The sequence below is a fragment of the Agriterribacter sp. genome, assembly GCF_035497235.1.
GTDB lineage: Bacteria > Bacteroidota > Bacteroidia > Chitinophagales > Chitinophagaceae > Agriterribacter.
In genome coordinates this window covers 52,878-72,719 of the sequence record NZ_DATJEB010000011.1, presented here as the reverse complement: position 1 = coordinate 72,719, position 19,842 = coordinate 52,878, and the positions used below count along the sequence as shown (strand labels likewise).

22 protein-coding genes are annotated in these 19,842 nt (G+C 42.6%); 11 read left to right on the top strand and 11 right to left on the bottom strand.

The window, feature by feature from the left end:
• Positions 1-68 precede the first annotated feature (68 nt).
• Both VL121_RS02915 and VL121_RS02910 read right to left on the bottom strand, forming a co-directional pair.
• Entirely contained in the window at positions 69-1,100 is a 1,032-nt protein-coding gene (locus VL121_RS02915) for a PDZ domain-containing protein (RefSeq protein ID WP_325401975.1), read from the bottom strand.
• A gap of 231 nt (positions 1,101-1,331) precedes the next feature.
• Positions 1,332-2,102 carry a response regulator gene (locus VL121_RS02910; RefSeq protein ID WP_325401973.1) on the bottom strand — a complete coding sequence of 257 codons (771 nt, stop codon included), beginning with the start codon at positions 2,100-2,102 and terminating at the stop codon, positions 1,332-1,334.
• A 351-nt stretch (positions 2,103-2,453) separates the two neighbouring features.
• Here VL121_RS02910 and rpoN point away from each other — a divergent pair, with 351 nt between their 5' ends.
• Positions 2,454-3,938 (top strand): RNA polymerase factor sigma-54, encoded by a 1,485-nt coding sequence (gene rpoN, locus VL121_RS02905; RefSeq protein WP_325401971.1) that lies wholly within the window; start codon positions 2,454-2,456, stop codon positions 3,936-3,938.
• Positions 3,935-4,594, top strand: coding sequence for a hypothetical protein (locus VL121_RS02900; RefSeq protein WP_325401970.1), 660 nt, complete (start codon positions 3,935-3,937; stop codon positions 4,592-4,594). Before rpoN ends, VL121_RS02900 begins: the two co-directional genes overlap by 4 nt.
• A 37-nt stretch (positions 4,595-4,631) precedes the next feature.
• Here the strand turns inward: VL121_RS02900 and VL121_RS02895 are convergent, their stop codons facing one another.
• The 5 genes from VL121_RS02895 to VL121_RS02875 all read right to left on the bottom strand — a co-directional run bounded on the left by VL121_RS02895 (position 4,632) and on the right by VL121_RS02875 (position 7,774).
• Entirely contained in the window at positions 4,632-4,880 is a 249-nt protein-coding gene (locus VL121_RS02895; RefSeq protein WP_325401968.1) for a hypothetical protein, read from the bottom strand.
• A gap of 109 nt (positions 4,881-4,989) precedes the next feature.
• On the bottom strand, positions 4,990-5,427 hold the full coding sequence (locus VL121_RS02890; RefSeq protein WP_325401966.1) for a response regulator: 438 nt from the start codon (positions 5,425-5,427) through the stop codon (positions 4,990-4,992).
• A 202-nt stretch (positions 5,428-5,629) separates the two neighbouring features.
• Positions 5,630-6,652, bottom strand: a complete 1,023-nt coding sequence (gene ruvB / locus VL121_RS02885) for a Holliday junction branch migration DNA helicase RuvB (RefSeq protein ID WP_325401964.1) — start codon at positions 6,650-6,652, stop codon at positions 5,630-5,632.
• 18 nt (positions 6,653-6,670) lie between these two features.
• Complete coding sequence (locus VL121_RS02880; protein WP_325401962.1) at positions 6,671-7,087, bottom strand: Fur family transcriptional regulator; 417 nt, start codon at positions 7,085-7,087, stop codon at positions 6,671-6,673.
• A gap of 63 nt (positions 7,088-7,150) precedes the next feature.
• On the bottom strand, positions 7,151-7,774 hold the full coding sequence (locus VL121_RS02875; RefSeq protein WP_325401960.1) for an SCO family protein: 624 nt from the start codon (positions 7,772-7,774) through the stop codon (positions 7,151-7,153).
• A gap of 164 nt (positions 7,775-7,938) precedes the next feature.
• Here VL121_RS02875 and VL121_RS02870 point away from each other — a divergent pair, with 164 nt between their 5' ends.
• From VL121_RS02870 to lptC, 4 genes are all read left to right on the top strand, one after another.
• Positions 7,939-8,331 (top strand): MerC domain-containing protein, encoded by a 393-nt coding sequence (locus tag VL121_RS02870; RefSeq protein ID WP_325401958.1) that lies wholly within the window; start codon positions 7,939-7,941, stop codon positions 8,329-8,331.
• A 161-nt stretch (positions 8,332-8,492) separates the two neighbouring features.
• Positions 8,493-9,215, top strand: a complete 723-nt coding sequence (locus VL121_RS02865; protein ID WP_325401956.1) for a type III pantothenate kinase — start codon at positions 8,493-8,495, stop codon at positions 9,213-9,215.
• A 25-nt stretch (positions 9,216-9,240) separates the two neighbouring features.
• Positions 9,241-10,500, top strand: coding sequence for a BamG family beta-barrel-assembly machinery protein (bamG, locus tag VL121_RS02860; protein ID WP_325401954.1), 1,260 nt, complete (start codon positions 9,241-9,243; stop codon positions 10,498-10,500).
• Complete coding sequence (lptC, locus tag VL121_RS02855; protein WP_325401952.1) at positions 10,500-11,174, top strand: LPS export ABC transporter periplasmic protein LptC; 675 nt, start codon at positions 10,500-10,502, stop codon at positions 11,172-11,174. Before bamG ends, lptC begins: the two co-directional genes overlap by 1 nt.
• Positions 11,175-11,183: 9 nt before the next feature.
• On the opposite strand, the gene VL121_RS02850 is transcribed toward lptC, so the two are convergent.
• From VL121_RS02850 to VL121_RS02835, 4 genes are all read right to left on the bottom strand, one after another.
• The gene (locus VL121_RS02850; protein ID WP_325401950.1) at positions 11,184-11,729 is read right to left on the bottom strand and encodes a CvpA family protein; all 546 of its coding nucleotides are present in this window, start codon (positions 11,727-11,729) and stop codon (positions 11,184-11,186) included.
• A 25-nt stretch (positions 11,730-11,754) separates the two neighbouring features.
• On the bottom strand, positions 11,755-12,207 hold the full coding sequence (locus VL121_RS02845) for a GatB/YqeY domain-containing protein (protein ID WP_325401948.1): 453 nt from the start codon (positions 12,205-12,207) through the stop codon (positions 11,755-11,757).
• A gap of 214 nt (positions 12,208-12,421) precedes the next feature.
• Positions 12,422-12,760, bottom strand: coding sequence for a gliding motility protein GldC (gene gldC, locus VL121_RS02840; protein ID WP_325401946.1), 339 nt, complete (start codon positions 12,758-12,760; stop codon positions 12,422-12,424).
• Between the two features lie 38 nt (positions 12,761-12,798).
• Complete coding sequence (locus tag VL121_RS02835; RefSeq protein ID WP_325401944.1) at positions 12,799-13,881, bottom strand: glycosyltransferase; 1,083 nt, start codon at positions 13,879-13,881, stop codon at positions 12,799-12,801.
• 221 nt (positions 13,882-14,102) lie between these two features.
• Here VL121_RS02835 and VL121_RS02830 point away from each other — a divergent pair, with 221 nt between their 5' ends.
• The 5 genes from VL121_RS02830 to VL121_RS02810 all read left to right on the top strand — a co-directional run bounded on the left by VL121_RS02830 (position 14,103) and on the right by VL121_RS02810 (position 19,782).
• Positions 14,103-15,374 carry a choice-of-anchor E domain-containing protein gene (locus tag VL121_RS02830; RefSeq protein ID WP_325401942.1) on the top strand — a complete coding sequence of 424 codons (1,272 nt, stop codon included), beginning with the start codon at positions 14,103-14,105 and terminating at the stop codon, positions 15,372-15,374.
• Positions 15,375-15,567: 193 nt separating this feature from the next.
• Positions 15,568-16,263, top strand: coding sequence for a DUF4290 domain-containing protein (locus VL121_RS02825; protein ID WP_325401940.1), 696 nt, complete (start codon positions 15,568-15,570; stop codon positions 16,261-16,263).
• Between the two features lie 81 nt (positions 16,264-16,344).
• Positions 16,345-17,649, top strand: coding sequence for a UDP-N-acetylglucosamine 1-carboxyvinyltransferase (murA, locus tag VL121_RS02820; protein WP_325401938.1), 1,305 nt, complete (start codon positions 16,345-16,347; stop codon positions 17,647-17,649).
• A gap of 60 nt (positions 17,650-17,709) precedes the next feature.
• Complete coding sequence (gene gmk / locus VL121_RS02815; RefSeq protein ID WP_325401936.1) at positions 17,710-18,279, top strand: guanylate kinase; 570 nt, start codon at positions 17,710-17,712, stop codon at positions 18,277-18,279.
• A gap of 210 nt (positions 18,280-18,489) precedes the next feature.
• Positions 18,490-19,782 (top strand): hemolysin family protein, encoded by a 1,293-nt coding sequence (locus VL121_RS02810; protein WP_325401934.1) that lies wholly within the window; start codon positions 18,490-18,492, stop codon positions 19,780-19,782.
• Positions 19,783-19,842 lie beyond the last annotated feature (60 nt).

Here is a 19,842-nt window from a genome sequence, read left to right as displayed (position 1 = left end):
AATAACCAGTATAAAAAAGGCGGCTGCCTGTGTGCAACCGCCCGGGCAGGAATAACTGTTCATTGCTGCTACAGATCCGTGGCCTTTAATTTTTTTGGAATTTTTATATCAAGCTGCACGGTTTGATTATTGCGTAACACCGTAATGGGATAAGTTGATTTGTTTTTTAGCTCAGCTATTTTCTTTTTGGCGTCATCCGTATTTTTAATTTCCATGCCATCAATCGAGGTAATGATATCATCTTTCTTTATACCCGATTTTTCCGCAGGGGAAGCCTCGCTTACGTCTAATACCTGTACACCGGTACTTTCTTCCGTATCCTGTATACGAATGCCCAACTGCGGCTTGCTGTTAAACATATTCCAATCGCCCTGCCAGTGTTGAGGACCCTGAAGCTTAAATGATTTCACCATGTCTTCATTAAAGGAAGGCGTGTTAAAATTAAATGTGCGGGCTAATGCTTCGCGTTCTCCCAGCGTAATCTTCACCTTCTTCTTTTTGTTATCGCGGAGGTATTGTACCTGTATCTCATCGCCAGGCTTCAGGTTGCTGATGGCATCATACAGGGAAGAAGGATCTGTAATATTGTTGTCGCCGGCTTTTGTAATAATATCTCCTTTCATCAATCCTGCTTTTTGGGCAGGGCTATCATCGGCAACCTGGTTAATCTTTGCTCCTTTCTCATCTTTTTCCGTATATACGCCAAGCATGGCTTTGGGCGCTGTGGTAGTTAAAGCATCATCTCCCGGAAATGCCCAGGCCTGTGGCGGAACAGGGGGTATTGGCGGAAACGGAGGACGCGGTGCCCGAAGCGATTTGCTTCTGTCTGCCCAATCATCATCCCGGCCCAAAATTTTTCTTTTCCGGATAATAATATCATCATCATTAAACGCAGCTAAAGGCTCGCCATTAACCGTAATCTTATCGCCATCTACTACAATGGTTATTTTCTTATCCTTGCCGCTCATTTTTTTAATAATGATTTCTTCCTGCTTTTGTTTTTTATTTTCCGGGTTCTGCGCACTAACGGAAACGCTGGTTAGCATACAGGCAAATGCCAGTATAGTTAGCGCAGTACCTTTACAGCATGCTGTTTTCATATCATTTGATTTTTAATTACGAAAGTGTTAGTAGATCAAATGTAAAGCATTTCTTTGAAATACGAAACATTTCGGAAATGTTAAAAAAGCAATACACCTTACCGGTTATGTGGTAAGCAGCATAAAAATAAACGCATATAAAGTTATTTTTTATACGATTTAAAACAGGGCTTGCCGGCGCCCGGATTGTAACTGCCCGTGTGGGAAATGCAGGGAAATTCCTGCAGTTGGTCAGGATAATATATTTTCTTTCAGTGCACGAACTACCTGTGAAATGGTATCATCCAGATTAACAATCAGGGTTTTTAGTGCAGCGCCATTTTGTTTTTGTTCTGCAAACACTTCAATTTGCCTGATATCATCTTTCAGCGATACGATGTTCAGGTTGTCAATATCGGGTTTTATGCGGTGTGCAATTGAATATATTTCGCTGAAGTTGTGGTTGTTATACGCTGCTTTCAACTGGTTCACGGCTGCTGGCGCCTGCTCCACAAAAACAAGGATCATTTGCTGCAGCATTTTCCGGTTTCCCTTGCTTATATCTTCAAGAAAGGAAAGACTATAAAGCGCGGATGACACAGCAGCGGTTTCTGTTACCATCCTTTCGGCCATGCCATTTTTAAAAGGAATACAGGTAGCAATTTTATCCAGGAGTACTTTCTCAGTATAAGGCTTTGAAATAAATCCGTTCATCCCGGCTTCAATGCATTTATTCTCTTCTCCGTTAACCACATTAGCGGTTATGGCAATAATAGGAATAGCTATAGAAAGATTGTTTCTGATGTATCGGGTGGTTTCAAAGCCGTCCATTACAGGCAGGTGCAGATCCATTAATACCAGGTCAAAAGAACGGCTTCGTAAAAGCTGAATAGCATCCATGCCATTGTCTGCCTCCGTAACATTGGCGCCCGTTCCCTGTATAATGGCTGAAGCCAAAAGCGTATTCATTTCATTATCTTCTACCAGCAGGATAGCAATATTCGTAAGTGGCCTCAGGCTCATAAGTTGGTTATTTATAACATGGGGTTACATATTCATAATGCACGCCAGGCTTAACAATATTGATTTTTGTGCTAATGTAATATTTTGTTCAAAGCAAAACGGAATCAGGAACAAGCCTGTTATAAAATCCTGTAAGATGTAAACGAAAGATAAAAGGATTTAGTGTTGCCTGCAACAAGCAACCTTGTACCAAAATGGGCTCCGGGCAAAAAGAAATGTTAACATCCCAATAAAAAAACCTGCTTTGCCGGATGTTAATAGGTTTTGTACTTAAATTTACGGCCTGATTTTTGTGGAGGCGCCGCCTTTTTAATTTTCATTTACTGGTTTTTCAATTATTATATCTCTATTATGGCCCTGAGTCAGAGTTTACAGCAGAAACTGTTACAAAAGCTTTCCCCCCAGCAAATTCAGCTTATGAAATTGCTGCAGGTTCCTACGGCCAACTTAGAAGAAAGGATTAAAGAGGAAATGGAGGAGAACCCTGCGCTTGAAGCAACGGAAGATGACCAGGACGCTACCGATGGAGAACTTGTTGATGAATTTGAGGGTGACGCTGAGGATGATTTTGAAGCGGAAGGTAGTGAAGATGAATATGATAATATTGATATTAGTGAATATGTGGGTGAGGATGATGATGTGGCCGATTACAGGTTAAAGGATGAGAACTACCCGGAAATTGATGAGAAGCAAACGCTTCCTTTTAAAATTGAAAGTACTTTTCATGAATCTTTGCTGGAGCAGTTGCGCATGCTGCATTTGGATGAGAAGGAACGGAAAATTGCGGAACAGCTTGTAGGGAGCATAGATGATGATGGATACCTGCGGAGAGATTTTGGCGCAATTGCCGATGACCTGGCCTTCCGGCAAAATATTTCGGCTACGGAGGGTGAAATAGCCGCGCTGGTGAAACAGATACAAAAGTTTGATCCCGCGGGGATATGCGCCCAGGATTTAAGACAGTGCCTGCTTTTGCAGTTGGAACGTAAAAAAGAAGAAGGCCGTGAAGTGGATATTACCATCAGTATCCTGACTGACTACTTTGATGAGTTTACAAAAAAGCATTATGAAAAAATACAAAAAGGGTTAGGTCTTTCTGACGAAGATTTAAAAGCTGCTATTAACCAGATCATTCGCCTTAACCCCAAGCCCGGCGGGAATGTGGGGGAAACCAATATAGGTGAAAGTTATGTTATTCCGGACTTCTTCATTCATAACAACAGTAATAAGCTTGAGCTTACCCTTAACTCCAAAAACGCACCCGACCTTCGTATCAGCGAAGGATACAGGGATATGCTTAAAGAATACGACCGGGGAAGCAAAAAAGACAGGCGCCAGAAAGAAGCGGTTATTTTCATTAAACAAAAGATTGATGCGGCCAAGTGGTTTATTGATGCCATTAAGCAAAGGCAAAATACCCTGTATACTACCATGCACGCTATTATGGATTACCAGTATGAATTTTTCCTGACTGGAGACGAAACAACGCTGAAGCCCATGATACTGAAAGATATTGCGGAGCGCACGGCGTTAGACATTTCTACGGTAAGCCGCGTAGCCAACAGTAAATTTGTACAAACAGAATTTGGAACCTACCGCCTTAAATTCTTTTTTAGCGAATCATTGAGTACGGATAGCGGTGAAGAAGTATCTACCCGTGAAGTAAAAAAAATACTGAGTAATATGGTAGAAGGGGAAAGCAAGAAAAAGCCACTCAGCGATGAAAGGCTGACGGAGTTGCTGCAGCAAAAAGGATATAATATTGCCCGGAGAACGGTGGCTAAATACCGGGAACAACTGAATATTCCGGTAGCACGCTTAAGAAAACAATTATGAATAGTTACCCCGCGCCAGGCGCTGCTCCCGTATTGCCTGTGGTAAGAATAGCAGCCCAGTTTTTTTCATGGCTTTTTCATCCCCTGCTTGTTGGGTTATATATGGCCCTGTACCTTATTTACCTTAACCCGGAATATTTTATGGGGGTGAATGCATCGGGAAAAACACAAACTCTTTTTATTTACATTATTAATGGTATTTTTTTTCCTTTAATGGCGGTACTTTTATGCAAGGGGCTGGGTTTCGTTCAATCGGTATATCTTAAAACCCAAAAGGAAAGAATCATACTGTATGCCATCAGCATGATATTTTTCTTCTGGACTTTTTATGTTTTTAAAAACAAACCGGGTATTCCTGTAATTATGGCCCAAATGAGCCTTGGCATTTTCCTTGCCGTGATTATTGATTTTATTGCCAACATCTTTTTTAAAATAAGTATGCATGCAACGGGAGCAGGCGGGTTGGTAGGCTTGTTTACGGTACTGCTGTTTACTTCTTCCGGCTTTGTGAATATTCCCCTGGCGATCGCCATTTTTGTGGCAGGGCTGATCTGCACCTCACGCCTTCTTGTTTCGGCTCACCGGGTGCCGGATATTGTTTTGGGATTGATGGCGGGCTTTACAAGTCAGTGGATAGCGGCCTGGTATTTTGGATAAAAAAATAGCGCTCCAAACAAATTGAAGCGCCGCAGCTTTATATGGGTTGGATTGATTGCGTTTGCTGCTGTTTGCGAATAAATTTTATTGTCCACATTATTGTAAAACTGGGAATGAAATCAAGTCCGGGCAAAAGCTCTTCCATAAAATTAAAAATGCCGCCCATCGCTCCTTTCCATCCGCCAAATAATATATAAAAAATTAATCCTGATACAGGAGCCCAAACCACATCGCCAAACTCACCTAAAAAGGGCAGGGCATAACTGGCATAGCCGAATAAGTCCATTACAAGGCAAATTAATAAAGATGGTTGCTTTTGTGTGGTATGCATTGCTGTACTAAAAACGGAACATATTATTGACGATTATTACAATAAAAGGTTGCAAGTAAAAAAATTAAGCTGCCGGGGGGAGTTTTAATTTTCCCAGTATCTCTTCTAAGCGGAAAGGCTTTGAAATATAATCATCCATGCCTGCCGCCCTGCATTTTTTATAATCGGCCCTCCCTGCATCCGCTACCAGCCCAATAATAAGCGTAGCATTATGGGGGGCGGCCATTTGCCGGATGCGCCGGGTGGCGGTATAGCCGTCCATAACCGGCATTTGCACATCCATGAAAATTATTTCAGGACTATTTTTATGCAGCAAAGCCAGTGCTTTTTCGCCATTAGAGGCTTCTACTACTTTATATCCCAGGTTTCTCAGTAATACGGAAATCAACAGCATGGTATCAGGGTCATTCTCTACTACCATCACCAGCGGTGCGGCCATTTCCGGCTCGCTGTTTCTTTCCTCTCTTTTGTCCTTAAGATGTAATAACACGTTATTATCCATATTTTTTATTAATCGGGTATCGGCTAACCTGGGTGCAAAGGCTTAAGGATGCTCTTCTTTCGCAAATGTCATACCATTTACACTAACGCAGCAGGGTAGCGTTTTATTTAATTAATGAAGTATAATGCCCGAAACTTAAATGGTGAGGCTGCGGATGCAGGCCTGGCAGTAAACGTATAGTAGCTATTTATTAAATAGGGGGTTAAAATAAGAGATTTTTTCCCGAAAAAACTTTTCCCAGGTGTTCATAAGCCTTTGGCGTGGCCTCCCTGCCTCTTGAAGTGCGCATGATAAACCCCTGCTGAATTAAAAAAGGTTCATATACTTCTTCTAATGTTCCCTGCTCTTCGCCAACAGCGGTAGCGATGGTGGTAATGCCCACAGGGCCGCCTTTAAATTTTTCAATAATGGTGGAAAGTATCCGGTTGTCCATTTCATCAAGCCCGTAAGCATCAACGTTTAAGGCTTTTAGCGCATGCAGCGTTATGCCTTCGTCTATAATGCCATCATTCAGCACCTGTGCAAAATCTCTTGCCCGCCGCAATAAGCCATTGGCAATACGCGGTGTTCCCCTGCTTCGCCCGGCAATTTCTTTTGCCGCTCCGTCAGATATAGACACCTGCAATATGCCGGCTGATCTGCAGATTATTTTTTTTAATATGGCAGCATCATAATACTCAAGCCTTGATTTAATAGCGAAGCGGGAAAGCAATGGCGCGGTGAGTAAGCCGCTCCGGGTGGTGGCGCCAATTAGTGTAAAAGGATTAAGGTTGATTTGTATACTGCGGGCATTGGGGCCGGTATCTATCAGGATGTCAATGCGGTAATCTTCCATGGCAGAATACAGGTATTCTTCCACCACATTGCTCAGGCGGTGTATTTCATCTATGAATAATACGTCATTGGGCTGAAGATTGGTAAGCAAACCGGCAAGATCTGCCGGCTTTTCAATTACCGGGCCGGAAGTTTCTTTGATATGCACGCCCAACTCGTTAGCTACTATCCGGCTTAAGGTTGTTTTGCCCAGCCCCGGAGGGCCATGAAAAAGAATATGATCTAAAGCTTCTCCTCTTATTTTGGCCGCTTTAATAAAGATTTTAATATTGTCAATTACCTTATCCTGTCCGCTAAAGTCTGCAATTTCATTAGGACGAATATTATTCTCAAACTCTTTTTCAACTGTACTTAATACCGCTTTATCTGTATTTAAATTAGGATTTTGCATATTTCCGTTTCAGGTTAATCAACTGCAGGCTTTGCATAAGCCACTTACAACAACTTCTGTTTGACGCGTTTTATACCCATTGGGTAATTTTATATCCGGTACCTGCACATCTTCAAGGCAGGTAGTGGTGCCGCAGCTCATGCACATAAAATGTACATGATCATCATGGTGATGTCCTTCCTCACAGTTATCTTTACACAAAGCGTATTTAATAGAATTATCAGGCGTAGGAATGGTGTGAATGATTCCCTTTTCCATAAATGTTTGCAGGGTGCGGTATACCGTTACCCTGTCGTACCGTTCTTCTGTTTTCGATTCTATATCATGATGCGCCAGTGCACTGTCGCTTTGCAAAAAAAGTTCCAGTATTTTTCTCCTGCTGTCTGTTATACTCAACTGGTTCTTCTTTAATAAATCTACAATTTGCGGTTCCATAGCTGTTCTGCTTTATAAGAAGATCATAAAATAATGTGCAGCCGGCTTTGGCTTTAGGTGTATCTATGCGGGTTGCAGCGTCTTTTCTTTTAATAAATCTTTTATATCGGTGATCAGTTTTTCTACTTCCGCCTTTTTTAATCCATCGTAAATACCTCTTACCTGCCCGTTCTTATCAATTAATGCAAAGAATTGGGTATGTATAAACTGCTCCTCAATATTAGTGGCATTGTTCTTAGGATCATCCAAAATATAGCTTTCCCTTGCTGTTTTATATAAATTGTCTTTACTTCCTGTTAAAAACCACCAGCGCTTTGTATCCGCTCCCAACGAGTCGGCATAGGTTTTTAGCCTGGCTATATTATCGGTTTCGGGGTCAACGGTATGCGAAAGGATCAGGAAATCATTTTCGTTTTTGAACTCATCGAATACTATTTTCATATTCCTGTTCATTTTAGGACAAATGCCCTCGCAGGTTGTAAAAAAAAACGCTGCGGCATACACTTTACCGGCCACATCTTTTTCGCTGATCCATTGTCCGTCCTGTTTTTCAAACGAAAAGGGTTTTACGATATTTAAAACAGGCAAGCGCGATTTGGACGAATCTATAGTAGCATATAGAAAAGCATAGAACGCACCAAAAAGCAAAACAAAAAAAACAAGATACAGCCACGTTTTCCGCTTCATACCGTAATCATTTAATACCTGCGAAGGTACAACTGTAAGCGGTATGTTCCCGCCTCAAAATAAAGGATTCAAGCACGGGTTAACCTCCCATTTTTCAGGTTCATTATTTAAATGCAACAAAGTTGCATAATATTTATATATTTGCCGCCAATTTAATTATCTATATGTTCCGGATCAATTATGATGCCCTTGGTATTACCACTTCTTTAGCCTGCGCCATCCATTGTGCTGTCTTGCCTTTGCTGCTCACCAGTTTACCGGTTTTCGGCATTAATATCATCCACAATTACTTTTTTGAATATGGTATGATAGGGCTGGCCTTTGTGGTTGGTATGTATGCTTTATATCACGGCTATAAAAAGCATCATCATAAAACTTTACCGGTATTTTTTTTCAGTGCGGGAATATCTTTTCTCCTGCTGAAAGAACTGTTTCATGATTATCATGTCCTGTTGCTGATTCCGGCTGTTATATTGATCATTACCGCTCATTACATGAACTATACCTTATGCCGAAAAGCGAATCATTGCCATGCCGGCGATTGTAATCATGGCTGATTTTAATACCCTGGAACGATGGCTGTACGGGTTGATAGCAAATATTGTTTATTCCCTCAATCTATTTCCGACACCTGCCTAAATCAGTTAATGGTTTTATCATATTTTAACAGACTTTTGATGCTGCCATTGTTTCTTTAAACTTGTTAATTTGAATAGGAATGGTAACGCTTTGTTTTGATTTTGGCAACACCCGGCTTAAATATGCTGTATTTAACGGACGCGAACTGCAATCTGTAGAAGTATTGGATGATGCGGAGCCGGGTACAATTGATCGCCTGGTGCAGCAAATTCAACCGCAGAAAAGTATTTTATCTTCCGTAATTAACCATAATAAGGAAATGGAACGCGTTTTGGCGGAACATTCAAAGTTTCATTTACTCACCAATCTTACCAAACTGCCTTTTACCGCTCCTGTTACAAAACCGGAAACAATTGGCGCCGACAGGCTGGCCCTATCGGCAGGAGCTACTGCTTTTTTCCCGGGTAAGCATAACCTGGTAATTGGCTTAGGTACCTGCATCACCTATAATTTTATCAGTAAATACAACCAGTTTTTGGGAGGGGGCATCTCTCCGGGAATGGAAATGCGGCTTAAATCGTTAAGGGATTATACCGCCAAATTACCTTTGGTAAAGGCAGACTGGAACTTCCCATTAATGGGATATGACACAAAAACCAACATAACCAGCGGGGTAATACTGGGTATGGCAAAAGAAATTGACGGCATAATTGACGCATATTCAGAGCGATATAACAACTTTAACGTGCTTTTAACCGGGGGCGATTCACCCTATTTTGCTCAAGTGCTGAAAAATAAGATATTTGCAGACCCTCATCTAATTTATAAAGGCTTGTATGCGATCAGTGAGTATAATAACTAACTGCAGAATATTTTTTTTGTTCAGTGTGGTTTTGTTGATAAAAAATAGTGCTTCGGCGCAGGAAAATTCTCCCTATTCCCGGTATGGTTTAGGCGATATTGTGCCCGGCCAGAATATTGTAAACCGCGCTATGGGTGGGGTTTCGGCCGCATACTATGACCCGGTAACCGTAAATTTTGTTAACCCCGCATCGTACGCCCGTTTAAAATATACCACGTTTGATGTGGGGCTCGACTACACGGGCCGTACCCTGAAAGCTACCAACCCGGTCCGTACGCTGAATTCGGGCTATCTTATACCATCTTATGTACAGGTGGGCTTCCCTTTGTTAAAAAAGAATAACTGGGGCATGAACATTGGGTTGCGCCCGTTAACCCGTATCAATTACGAATTGCAGCAGGCTGCCCGTTTACCCGGCGTAGACAGCGTACTTACTTCTTTTAGCGGACAGGGAGGCTCCTACCAGGCATATATGGGAACCGGCATAGGCAGTAAACATTTTACCGTTGGCGTTAATGCAGGCTATTCATTTGGCAGTAAAAATTATGTTACCGAACGTCTTTTTATAAATGACAGTGTTTTATATGAAAAGGGCAAATGGGCCGACAGTACTTTCTTCGGTGGTTTTTTTGTACACGCGGGAGCGCAGTATTCAACCCGCATCAGCAAAAACCTTACGCTTAAGCTGGGCGCATATACCCAGTTTAAAAATGCATTGAACGCCTCCAGGAATATTACGCGGGAAACCTTTGCATATAACGCCTCTCTGGGAGAAATACAAAAAGACAGCGTATATATTTCAAAAGACAATAAAGGTAAAATTATAGTACCTGCTACCTATGGGGCGGGTATTACTATTGAAAAAGACTTTACCTGGTCTGTAAGCGCTGAATACAGTTTGTCGCAATGGGCGGATTACCGCTATTACGATCAGAAAGATGAAGTAAAAAATAGCTGGTTGTTCAGGGTGGGTGGATCGGTGATACCTAATTATAAAAGCACAAGCTACTGGGCACAGGTGCAATACCGCGCCGGGTTTTATATAGGCCCCGACTATATTACTGTTAATAAGAGCCTGCCGGCATATGCCGTTACCTTTGGCGCTTCTTTTCCGGTTCGCAAGTATGGATACAGTTTATATTCCGGTCAGTATACCAGCATTAATACCGCTTTTGAAATTGGCGCCCGCGGTAATAAAAGCAATTCACTCCGCGAAACCTTTTACAGGATTTCCGTAGGCTTATCTTTGAGCGATATATGGTTTATCAAACGCACATACCAATAATGCGTACCGGCGGGAGGAAACAATTTTTTACCTGTGCATCCTTATATGTTATCCTTTTTTGCCTGGCTGGTTGTGAAAACAGTGAGCAGGAAATAAGGGAACTTACAGAAAAAAAAATAGGGGTTGACGAGGCCCGGACAATTGAAACCTATTTTAGCCAGGCCGGTAAAATGCAGGCCAAACTTACCGCCCCGTTAATGTACCGCTACCAGGATACATTGCCAAGAGTGGAATTCCCGAATGCGCTGCACGTTGACTTTTACGATGACTCCCTGCAGGTAGAAAGCGTACTGGATGCCTTATACGGCAGGTATATTGAAGGGCAAAAAAAAATGTACCTGAGAGACAGCGTGGTGGTTATTCAGAAATTTAACCAGGATACCCTGCGCTGCCAGGAATTATGGTGGGATCAGAACAAAGAGATATTTTACACCGACAAGCCTATACGGGTTACCAAAAAGGATGGTACCGTTTTGCCCGGTCAGGGATTGGAAGCTTCGCAGGATTTCAGGAATATTAAGATCATTAACCCTTCACAGGGCATATTACCTGTTCCTGAAGGGGAATTTTCCGGCGCTCCTGTACAGGACAGCTCAGCTACTCGCGATAGTGGTTTTTCAAGGAACAGACCATTCCCTCCTATTGATTCTTCCGCAAGCATAAAGCCTGATTAAACATACCCGTTATCCATTGCCTGAAAACGCTTTGCCCATCTTATCAAAAAAAGTTTGCAGCTCCCGGAAAGTATTTTTAAATGCGGGTATAATGGTCCCTAATCCTTCTATTACGGCAGGCGCTAAACCTGCGGTAAGCGAATAAGCGCGGCTGGACGATAAGGTTTCCGGGCTGATCAACTGCATCTTTTCGGCATAGAACAATAATATGCTGCCCACCAGCACATACATCCCGGCATAAAGTAATGCGCCGCCCAAGCGGTTGACCCAGCCTAACAAAGTAAAATTGAATATATTTTCTATTGCTTTACCGGCCCACTGTACCAGCAATACTACTATAGCAAATACAAGTATAAAAGCGATCAGGGGCAGCCATTTGGCGTTAATACTGGCATGGTACTGCAGGTATACCGCTACTACTGCCGATAATTTTAACGCTGCCGCCAGGCCTATGAACCACCCGGCAAATGAAAACAATGCCATTACAATACCCTTCATGGCGCCTTTAACCAGACTTATTATCAGTATAATAAGAAATACAATATCAATCCACATGGTTATAGCATTGTAAAGGACAATATTATTTTGTCAGCAAAGCCTTCACTGCAGCACCAATGGTTTTGCCATCAGCCTGTCCTGCCAGTTGCTTGGTGGCAGCAGCCATTACTTTGCCCATATCCGCGGGCGAAGCAGCGCCTGTTTCAGCAATAATTTTAATCAGTGCTTCCTTTAATGCTTCTTCACTTAATTGTTTTGGAAGGAAGGCTTCTATCACATCAATTTCTTCCTGTTCTGTTTGGGCAAGGTCTGCACGATTTTGCTGCCGGTAGATCTCCAATGAATCTTTGCGTTGCTTTACCAGCTTTTGTAATAATTTGGTTTCATCGGCTTCCGCTAACTGCCCTCCGGCGCCTTCGGATGTTTTAGCAATAATAATAGCGGCTTTAATAGCCCTCAGTCCGCGCAGCTTATTCGCATCTTTAGCCAGCATAGCGGCTTTGATCTGATCATTTACTATTTGCTCCAATGCCATAGTGTATGTTTTATATGTTAAACAAGTGCTGTATCAAAGGTGAAACGTGAGAAGTGAAACGTGAGGGGAGTGAGGTAGTGAATGGTAAATAGTGAGGGGTTAAAATTCACTATTGCCCATTGCCTATTCGCTACTATCCGCTCACTTTTCAAGATAATATAAATACATCATTTGATTGACCTGACACTAAATAACACGCCCTTCGGGCAACCACCTAACTTTTTTCTAAAAGTTCCTGCGATTTTTTATGAAAATCGCCGGCAAATAACTTTATAGCTTCCACCAGTTCAGTTTGGCCCGTAGCCCTGCGGTAGGTATCCGCCATGGTCATCAGCGTCTGGTAAAAAAAATCACCCATCTCGTCTACCATCATTTCTTTAGTCCATAGGTCAATACGCAATGCCGATTTTTCCTGCCCGTCCCAAAAAGCCAGCATCATTGCCTTTGAATGCTGCGGCTCTTCGGCACTACTGCTACTGGCCTTCCACGAAATCTGGTGAGGAATCTTATCCTGGTCGAGTGTAACGTCAATAGTAATTGTTGATTTTTGCATGACTACTTTGTATGAAAATGATGCAAAGGTAAGCGGATTTATGCGGTAACCACCTGCTGAATATAATTCCAGAGCCTGTGCATCACGGTTGCTTCGTTGTGTAGCGAAACCTGTTCTACTCCTTTGCCGGTAAGGGTATGTCTGAACTTCTCATCCTTGTACAATTTAACCATTTCACCGGCAAGCTTTTTTATATCTGCGGGGTCGCAATACAATACAGCATCGCCGCCTGCTGCTGTAAGGGTAGCAGTGGCGGTGGTAATAACAGGCGTACCGCATTGTAACGCCTCCGCCAGCACTATGCCCGTTCCCTCATTACCGGGCAAATAAATCATGGCCATGCAGGATGCCAGTATAGCCGCATATGCTTTTTCATTCAGCTTCTCTTCCATAAGCAGTACATCGCTCCGGTACCTGTATGTTTGCAAAAGTTCCCGCGTTTTTTTATTATTGGTAAGACTTCCTGCTAAAACAAGCCGCATATTGCTTTGCTGCCATTTTTTGAATTGAGAAAAAGCTTTTAAGGTATTGATCATATGATGATGGGGTACGGCCGGCAGCGGCATCAGAAGGTATTCCCTCCCTTCTGTATGTGTATTTTTGATGGCTTCTCTTTTTTCCCAGTTGAAGGGCTGGTATATTAAACCGGGCGACTGGGGCAGTACAAAAACAGCAGCTTCGGCTATACCTTCACTAACCAGCTTTTGCTTCATCAAAAATGATGGAGTAATAATACTGCACCGCTTACCACTATCTACATACTTCACGGCAGCTTTTATTTTTTTACGATCTGTAATATCCGCTATAACCAGCATTTGATGGATAGGTGCTGATATGGGCTGCCCGTTGAGTGTGATCAATATACCGGCTCCGGTTTTTTTTATTACAGATGCTACTTTCCGGTTATACCACAGTTTACTTACCGGTTTGGCAAGAAAAGGTACCGGCAAAGCAACGGGCAAACCATTGCCGGGCAGAGAGCTGCTGTTATCACAGGATAAAAAAATAAAAGTAGCAGTGGTATGCACCTGGCAAAGCCTGCAAAAGATATGGTGAATGAAGCCCTCAAAGTTTTTCTCCTTTGGTAAAAACCGTTTACCCCCGTTTATGATCACTTTCATGATTTACAATTGTTTAAAAGAAATACAATTTTAAATGTCTTTTCCGCCGCCGGTATGCAGTACTTATTTACGGTAGCAGGCGTTATTATTGTTGTATTGTTGTAAAGGTAATCCGCTTGTTTATTTCCGGTAAAATATCATTGATGGAGATATGATACCGGCAGTACTCCAAAACGGTTTCCTTTTGTATCCAAACCTATTGTAAACTAAAATCCATACCTATGAGGCTTAGAATTCTACGCATTTGCTTCGTTATAGTATATGCTTTGCTGAACTGGAATAAGGTATCACTCGCACAATGCCCCGGTGGGGGACCCTATCAAACTATAACTTACAGCTATACTACCAACCTGGGCAGCTTAACAGATTCACTTTATTACCCGTATAAATTTAATCCGGCATTGGGCACACTTATGGGTGTTGATCTTAGCATATCCACCTTAGGTTATGCCTTACTGGAAGTGATCAATGATGTGGGAGAGCCAATATTGTATGACATCACGTACAGAAGAAAGGATTTTATCAGGGGCCCGGGATTGGGTGCAGGGATTTTACTTGATACCAGCATAACATATCCTACCGCGCTTATTGGGGCCAGCAATAACCCTGCAGTAGAAACCAGCACCCCGCCATGGACCAGTAACGGGCCTAATGCTGATTATTCCAACGGATGGGGGGAAATACAGGCTGCACCGGCATATGTAGACGGAGATGGTAATATCAGCCCCCGTAGCTTCAGCCGTGTAATTGATCCTTCAGCATTTGGTGAATTTACAGGAACCGGACCAGTAAAATTCAGATATGATGTACTGGCATCTCTGCTTGCCGAAGGATTTGGCGGAAGATATTCGCAAAGAATCGTTACGCTCAATACACAGGTTACGATCAGCACCACCTACACCTATTGTCCCATGAGCATATTGCCCGAGGGGAAGTTAACGTTTTCGGCACGCAAAACGGATAACAGTAATATCGCGTTAAGCTGGATAAAAGAAAAAGAGCAAACAGGTATTAGCTATACGCCCGAGGTAAGCACCGATGGCTACAGCTTCAGCAGTATCGGCGCTATGGAAAGTCAGCAACCCGCATCCTCCGGAACCGTAGTAAAATATGAATTTGATTATGCTGTTCCCAAGTCTGTTAGCGGCAAATTGTATTTCCGTTTAAAGCAAACAGATGCCAGGGGTAAAGTGCAGTATTCGGCTATTACTTCGGTTACTGTAGAAAACCTGCAGGCATTGGCGCTTACCGTGTTTCCCAACCCGGCAGACAAGGAAATCTACCTGCAATTCAATAGCATACAAAAACACGATCTGCAGGCAGACCTTATCAACAGTATAGGGCAAATTGTAGAAAGAAATCATATTGTTCCAAACGGCTCACAGCAGTATGCACTTGCCTTTACGAAGAAACACCAGCCCGGCATATACTTTATACGTGTAACCAATACCGCTAACAGAACACAGTATACAAGCCGGTTAATGATCAGGTGACCTGTGATACGGTGGGTACCCAACGAAGGAGGGTCAGACCGCATCACAGGGTTTCGGGCCTGATCAAACCCCAGGATCAGAGGCTGATAGCCTGGAGGCCGGTATTCAATAAACCTATATTCCTCACAAAAGAGCTGGTATACCCCAAAAGTTGCCAACTCTTTTGTACTTTTACCAACATTTGAACTTACACATGGAATATAATACCACGAGAAATCATCTCATTATGCGTGAGTATGGCCGTCATATTCAAAAGATGATTGATTACGTAATAACGATTGAGGACAGGGAGAAGCGGCAAAAAAACGCCCATGCGTTGATTGAACTGATGGGTTTTCTAAACCCGCACCTGAAGAATGTAGAAGATTTCAGGCATAAGTTATGGGATCACCTTTTTTTAGTGTCCGACTTTAGGCTGGATGTTGACAGTCCCTATCCTATTCCAACGCGGGAAACGTTAAAACCCAAGCCCAAAGTGCTGCCTTATCCCAAAAGGTACCCCAGGTATTCGCATCTTGGTAAAAATCTTGAAATAGTTATTAATAAGGCCCTGAAGGAAGAAAATCCGGATAAACGTTCGGGTTTTGCTAACTCCATCGCCTATTATATGAAACTTGCCTACAATACATGGCATAAAGAGCTGGTGCATGACGATGCCATCCGCAGTGAATTAAATGCCATTACCGATGGTCAGCTTGAATTTACCAATACGCCATTTGTGAAGGCTTACCGCGAAAGAGACACCAGGGAAGGAAACCGTTTCCAGCGTGGGGGCGGCAAAGGCGGCGGTTATCAGCAGCGGAACAATGGAGGCAACAGCGGACGTAACGACCGCAACGACCGCAATGGCAAGAGTGGTGGAAAACATTTTAAGAAAAGATTTAAGTAAACACGTAATCCAGAAAATAAAAGAACCCCGGCAGTATGATCACCATGCCGGGGTTTTATATTTGCACTCATTATATTGAATATGCATTCATTTGAAGTAACAGGCGGAAAAAAGCTTAAGGGCGAAATAACACCCCAGGGTGCTAAGAACGAGGCGCTGCAAATTATTAGCGCTGTATTGCTCACCCCGGAAAAAGTAACCATATATAACATACCCGATATAGTGGATGTGAACCTGCTGATAGAGCTCCTTGGGGAAATGAATGTAAAAATTGAGCGGCACAACCGCCATTCCTGTTCTTTTACAGCGGATGATGTAAATATTGATTACCTCCACAGTGAAACCTACCATAAAAAAAGCGGAAGGCTGCGTGGTTCCGTTATGCTGGCAGGGCCTTTACTTGCACGATTTAAGAAAGCTTTTATTCCTAAACCGGGGGGAGATAAAATTGGAAGAAGGCGGCTGGATACCCATATTATTGGCTTTGAAAAATTAGGTGTACAGTTCGATTATCACCAGGAAGACGGGTTCTTTCATCTTAAAGCGCCTTTTTTGAAAGGCACAGACATGCTGCTGGATGAGCCTTCCGTAACCGGAACGGCCAACATTGTGATGGCAGCCGTTTTGGCAAAAGGCACTACCACCATTTACAATGCCGCCTGCGAACCTTATGTGCAGCAGTTATGCAAAATGCTGAACCGGATGGGGGCACGTATAAGCGGCATAAGCTCTAATTTGCTCACAATTGAAGGGGTAGGGTATTTGGGTGGAACAACACATACCATGTTGCCGGATATGATTGAAGTAGGTTCATTTATAGGACTGGCGGCCATGACCCAAAGCGACATTACTATAAAGAACGCCGGCATAGCACATTTAGGACAAATACCTGATAAGTTCAGGCAGTTAGGCATTCAATTGGAATATAAAGGCGATGATATTCATATTCCTGAACAGGAGTTTTACGAGATACAAACATTTTTGGATGGTTCTGTAATGACTATTTACGATCATCCCTGGCCGGGCTTTACACCCGATTTGCTGAGTATTGTGCTGGTGGTGGCCACACAGGCCAAGGGGTCGGTGCTGGTACACCAGAAAATGTTTGAGAGCCGCCTTTTTTTTGTTGATAAGATCATTGATATGGGTGCGCAAATTATCCTTTGCGATCCGCACCGTGCCGCGGTAATAGGCCTGGGGCGGCAGCACCATCTGCGGGGCATTACCATGAGCAGCCCCGATATACGCGCCGGTGTTGCCCTGCTTATTGCAGCCCTCAGCGCCGAAGGCAAAAGCATTATACAGAATATTGAACAGATAGACAGGGGATATCAATATATTGATAAACGGTTGCAGCAGTTGGGAGCGCAAATACAGCGCATCTGAATGTGTTGTAGTTTTTGGAATACCGGCGTTTTCCTGCGTTAAAACCATTTTTAATAAAGCATGCGTCAAAATAAGATTATTATTATTACAGCTCCTTCGGGTGCAGGCAAAACAACTATTGTGCAATACCTGTTGCAGCAATACCCTGAACAGCTTGCATTTTCCGTATCTGCTACTACCCGCCAGCCCAGGGCAAATGAAACAGAGGGTAAGGATTATTATTTTTTGACTAAGGAAATATTCCAGCAAAAAATACAGGACGATGCATTTGTAGAATGGGAAATGGTGTATGAAGGCAAATATTACGGCACTTTACAATCGGAGCTGGAACGTATCTGGAAAACAGGAAAAACCCCGGTACTGGATATTGATGTTAAGGGCGCATTACATATACAGCGTCGTTTCCCGGAATCTTCTTTTTCTCTTTTCATTCAACCCCCTTCGGTTAAAGAATTACAAAAGAGATTGGAAAGCCGGGGAACAGAAACGAGGGAATCGCTGGAAGCAAGGGTAAATAAAGCCGCTTACGAGTTATCATTTAAAGACCAGTTTAACTATACTATTGTAAATAATCATCTGGAAGAGGCATGCCGCGATGCCGAAAGGATAATTACCGCTATTATTGCATAGGTTAAGGGTAGCCTGCCGGGCCGGTAGTTGCATACAAACGGCTGAATGACTTATTTCAACTTATCATTTTTGTATGCAACACGGCATGCGCTTATTCCGTTCTTCCTATATGCCAAAAAACATATTAAAATAACCGTAATGAATAAAGCGGTAATATTTCTATTTAGTCTTATTAAACATTATTAATCAATTTATTATATTTGAAGATATATGACTGATGTAGATGTATTAAAATTAGTCGGTATCATTTTAACCTTACTGCTGGTTGGTTTTTTTGCCGGCATTGAAGTAGCTTTTGTATCTGCCAACAAGTTTTCTTTCGAGCTCAAAAGAAAGCAGGGCTTACGCAGCGGCAGAATACTATCGCAATTGCTTGAGCAACCGGTAAAGTTTATAGGAACTACTTTGGTTGGACTTAGCCTGGCAGTGGTAATATACGGGCTGCTTGTTGGAGAATTTCTGTCGCCGTTGTGGGATTGGATTGAATTGCATCTTGCCGCATCATTTTCTGCCTACGTAAAATACCTGCGGCTTATTTTTGAAACCCTGCTTTCCACCTTAATTTTGCTCATTGTGCAGTTTTCTTTTAAAGCTGTATTCAGGGCAAAGAATGATTCTGTGTTATCTATTTTTGCCCAGTTAGGCATACTGGATTTCTTTCATAGTATTCTTTATCCTATCGCGTCTTTTTTTATCAGCATCTCCGAATGGATACTTACCTATTTGTTTAATATACGGATATCGGATCAAAAAAAAGTGGCTATCTCCCCGGTGGATCTTGAACATTTTATTCAGCAGCACAAAAACCAGTCAGACGGTGCGCAGGATATGAATGCCCGGCTTTTTGAGAACGCGCTGCAACTTCCTTCAGTTAAAATACGCCAGTGTCTTATACCACGCAAGGAGATAGAATCTATCGGGATAGGCACGTCAATAACGGATGTAAAACAAAAATTCATTGACACTAAGTTAAGCAGGCTGGTAGTGTATGAAAATAGTATTGATAATATCCGGGGATATATTCACCAGATTGAGCTTTTTAAAAATCCATCCGATATACAATCTATCCTGCTGCCTATACCGGCTGTTCCCGAAAGCATGAGCGCGATGGACCTGATCAGCAAATTCACCAAAGAACAAAAAAGCATAGCATGGGTAGTAGATGAATTTGGAGGCACTGCGGGCATTATTACCATGGAAGATTTGCTGGAAGAGATATTTGGTGAAATACGTGACGAATATGATACGGACAAATTTGTTGAAAAGCAAATAGCTGAAAATGAATTTATTTTTTCGGGCAGGCTGGAACTGGATTATTTAAACAGGAAGTACCATCTTGATTTTGGCGAAACAGAGTCGGAAACCCTTTCGGGATATATCATTCAGTACCACGAAATGATACCGAAGATCAAGGAAAGGATTATTATTGACAGTTATGAATTTGATATTATTAATGTAAGCGATACCCGTATTGAGATGGTTAAAATGAAGCGGCTGAAGTGAGGGAACGGCCCAGGGTGAATGGTGAGCGGGTAGGTGAAAGTCAAACGTCCCCCGACCCGA